Annotated in this window: 2 protein-coding genes; both read right to left on the bottom strand. The window is 52.2% G+C overall.

Going from position 1 to position 3,748, the window contains the following annotated elements; translation table 11 throughout:
• Nucleotides 1-224 precede the first annotated feature (224 nt).
• Nucleotides 225-2,363, bottom strand: a complete 2,139-nt coding sequence (locus BMW84_RS21525) for a DNA topoisomerase III (RefSeq protein ID WP_091072290.1) — start codon at nucleotides 2,361-2,363, stop codon at nucleotides 225-227.
• Between the two features lie 331 nt (nucleotides 2,364-2,694).
• Nucleotides 2,695-3,435, bottom strand: a complete 741-nt coding sequence (locus BMW84_RS21520; protein ID WP_091071924.1) for an acyl-[acyl-carrier-protein] thioesterase — start codon at nucleotides 3,433-3,435, stop codon at nucleotides 2,695-2,697.
• Nucleotides 3,436-3,748 lie beyond the last annotated feature (313 nt).

Below are 3,748 nucleotides of genomic sequence, written 5' to 3'. Positions count from 1 at the left end.
CTCTTTTGGTTTTACTCTTTAGTTTTGCTCTTTTGGTTCTACTCTTTGGTTTTACTCTTTAGTTTTGCTCTTTGGGTTTTGCTCTTTGGGTTTTGTTCTTTGGGTTTTGTTCTAGTGGTGTTGTTCTTATTTATTTTATGCTTATCCGTTTTACTCTCATTGGTCTTGCTCTTATTGGTTTTATTCTTATTGGTTTTGCATTTATTGGTTTTCCTTTTATACGGTTACTTTTCTTTCGCCTTCGCTTCCATGGCCGCTCTCAGCAGATCGCCAAGATTGGAACCGGTGCTTTCCGCTTTGCTATACTGCTGAACCAGCTTCTGCTGTTCCCTTTTGTTGATATGCTTGTGGTCTTTATCCATCGTTTCGGTAATTCCGCAGCCCAGGCACTGCACGTACAATCCGGCCTTGCCTTCCTTCAGCTCCATTTTCTTATGGCACTGCGGACAGCGCCGATTGGATAGGCGTTTCTCTCCGGAACGCGTATACCCACAATCGTCCGCCGGGCAGACGAGCAGCTTGCCGCGTTTCGTCTTTTTCTCCAGCATCCGTGTCCCGCATTCCGGGCAGTGGCTGCTCGAAACATTATGCGGCTTGTATTCTGCGCCGCTGTTCTTTACCTCGGCCACCAGTTCCTTCGCCATTCCGCGGATGCCCTGCAAGAACGGCTCCGGCTTGCCCTGGCCGCGGGCGATCTTCTCCAGTTCGCCCTCCCAGCGAGCCGTCAGCTCCGGCGTACGCAGCTGGCCCGAGACAAGCTCGATGAGCTGCTTGCCTTTACCTGTCGGATGCAGCAGATTGCTCTGGCGTTCAATCGTGTCCGAGGTGACCAGCTTCTCGATGATGTCTGCGCGCGTCGCCGGCGTTCCGAGGCCCTGCTTCTCCATCTGCGAGAGCAAAGCCGCTTCGTTGTAGCGTTTGGGCGGCATCGTCCGTCCCGGACGGATGACACAGCGCTCCACCTTCACCGCATCGCCCTCGCGCAGCTCCGGCAGCTTCACTTCACTCGCTGCCGGCTCGTCGCCGGACGCCTCTTCGTCCTCGTCGCCGGTCAAATCTCCGCCGTACACTTCGCGCCAGCCGGCGTCCTTTATGGTCATGCCCTTGACGTGGAAGCTTTCGCCCTCCACGCTCACCGTCACCGCCACGGCATCGTACCTCGCCGGCGGATAGAATAGACTGATAAACCGCCGCACGATCAGATCGTACAACTTACGTTCCTCTGCGCTTAGCTGATTGAGCAGCACCGTCTGCTCGGTCGGGATGATTGCATGGTGGTCGCTGACTTTGCTGTCGTCTACAATCCGCTTCGTGATCGGCAGCGGCTTACGCAGCAGCGGGCGGGCCAGCGATGCATACGGCCCGATTGCCACACTATCCAGACGCTCCTTAAGCGTTCCGGTCATATCGGACGTCAAATACCGGCTGTCCGTCCGCGGATACGTCACCAGCTTGTGCTGCTCGTACAGTTTCTGTAATACGCTGGAGGTCTGCTTTGCCGAAAATCCGAATTTCTTATTGGCATCGCGCTGCAGCTCCGTTAAATCGTAGGCCAATGGATGCGGCTCGTTTTTTTCTGTTTTTTGTACTTTGGCGATGCGGCCGGTGCGGCCCGTTAACTTGTCCTTCAGCGCTGCGGTTTTAGCCTTGTCAAAAATTCGGCTGTCCCCGCCCGTTGCACGCCAGCCTGCTTGAAAGCTGCCGAAGTCGGCGGTCAGCGTTTCATATTCCTGGGACCGGAAGCCGGTAATTTCATTCTCCCGGTCCATAATCATTCCTAGCGTCGGGGTCTGCACTCTACCGGCAGACAACGGGGCGCCGAACTTGCAGGTGAGCGCCCGGGTCACGTTCAAGCCGATCATCCAGTCGGCCTCCGCCCGGCAGCGCGCCGATTCGTACAAGCGGTCAAACTCCTTGCCCGGCCGCAGGGCCGCAAATCCTTCCTTGATCGCTTTATCCGTCTGCGAAGAAATCCACAGCCGCTTGAACGGCTTGCGCCAGCCCGCCATGTTCATGATCCAGCGGGCCAGCAGTTCGCCTTCCCGGGCGGCATCCGTCGCGATGATCAGCTCCCCGATGTCCTGCCGGTTCATCAGATGCTGTACCGCCTTGTACTGTTGGCCCGTCTCGCGCAGCACCTTGAGCTTTGTCTTGTCGGGCAGGATCGGCAGATCCTCCAGCGCCCAGGATGCATATTTATGATTATAATCCTCCGGCTCCGCAAGTCCCACCAGATGGCCCAAAGCCCAGGTGACGACATATTGCGGGCCTTCCATATAACTCTTTTGTTTGTTGCTGCAGCCCAGCACCCGGGCAATCTCCCGGGCGACCGAAGGCTTTTCGGCCAATACCAATGCTTTCATCATTCGGCTCCTTTCCTAACCAACGCTTTATTATACCATCATCGGCCGGCAGGGATCACACAAAGAAGCACTCTTATGCACTGCAGAGCCGGACTCCGTAAGCTTTTTCAACGATTTCACATCGCTTTGGCCCATCGATTTTAAGGGATGACGATCATTGTTTCCAGGTCTATATAAAAGTTTTTCATATGGTAATAAGTTTGGATTCGAAACGCTTCTGCCTATTTGTGACATTCCATGAATCCGAAAAAAATAAAAAAGCAGCCCTCAAAAATCCGAGCAGCTGCTGGTAGTCATTATTTATTGGTCCCGCTATTCCGGGCATTGTCCTCTAGAACAACAGACATGCCTCGAAAAATACCTGGTTGTCCCCACGTCCCCGTACGTAAATCCCATCTTCGGTTAGAGATGAACGCTCAAGAACGATCTCTTCGCCGAACGTGGCCTCCTGTGTATAAGTGATATGAAAACCCCTGAGTGTTGATTCCTCCCACTCCTCTAAGGTTAACACATCACAGCATAAGTCCACATAACGCGCATTATTGAGGTGGCCGTTGTTATCCAGGCCGCTATATCTAACCTGATACTTGTAAGCTTCCTCCATAATGACATCATCGGTAATCGTTACCTTTTCAGGCAGGCTTCCCACAGAATCCTCAAGGTAAGGATCGACAGTGATCGGCAGTGCAGAAGGCCGCAAAATTTTACGCTTATCCATATCCACAAGCGCCCAGATCGAACGCGCGGCAGCAATTTCTACATTATTTTCGTCAAAGATTCTATAGTCCCGCTGCCAAAGCGCTCCTTTCGTTCCTTTGCTCCAGGTATGTACGGTAAGCGTTTCGTTCGGGTACGGCATCCGCTGAATATCCAGCTTCATCGTGATGACCATCCAACCCATTCTCGCTTCAAGCATTTTTTCGATACTGAGGCCCAGATTGCTGACAGCCGAATCCGCAGCCCGCTGCATAATATCCAGAAGAAAAGAAAGCTTGCCTCTTGAACGGAAATCCGTCTCGCTTGCATGAACGAAAAACGGCTCTGTCCACAATAAATTGCTTTGCTTGTCCATAACTTGTTCGCTCCCTTGGTGTTCATCCACATGATCCTTGCTATATCCACATCATTTATCCCTAAATCCACAGTCTTTTGGGGACACCTTCTTGAATTAAATCATGTATCCACATGTGCATAAGTTTATTTCCGGTTTCTTCACATCTGCATAAGCGATTATAGCAATTCTACTCTTTAAGGGTAAGGCCAGAGTTAATTTTACACAAGTGATTGTTTAAACACAAAAAAGCCATTGCTGAGTGAACAGCAATGGCTCTTCGTGCTTGGCAACGTCCTACTCTCCCAGGACCCTGCGGTCCAAGTACCATCGG

Source organism: Paenibacillus sp. NFR01 (genome assembly GCF_900111565.1).
Taxonomy (GTDB): domain Bacteria; phylum Bacillota; class Bacilli; order Paenibacillales; family Paenibacillaceae; genus Paenibacillus_AQ.
Note: the sequence above shows the minus strand (reverse complement) of the source record. Positions and strands in the feature narration are given on the sequence as shown.

What these genes read in the sequence shown, in the direction of transcription:
- BMW84_RS21525 (WP_091072290.1), bottom strand. Translation starts at nt 2,363, where the DNA reads ATGAAAGCATTGGTATTGGCCGAAAAGCCTTCGGTCGCCCGGGAGATT.
- BMW84_RS21520 (WP_091071924.1), bottom strand. Translation starts at nt 3,435, where the DNA reads ATGGACAAGCAAAGCAATTTATTGTGGACAGAGCCGTTTTTCGTTCAT.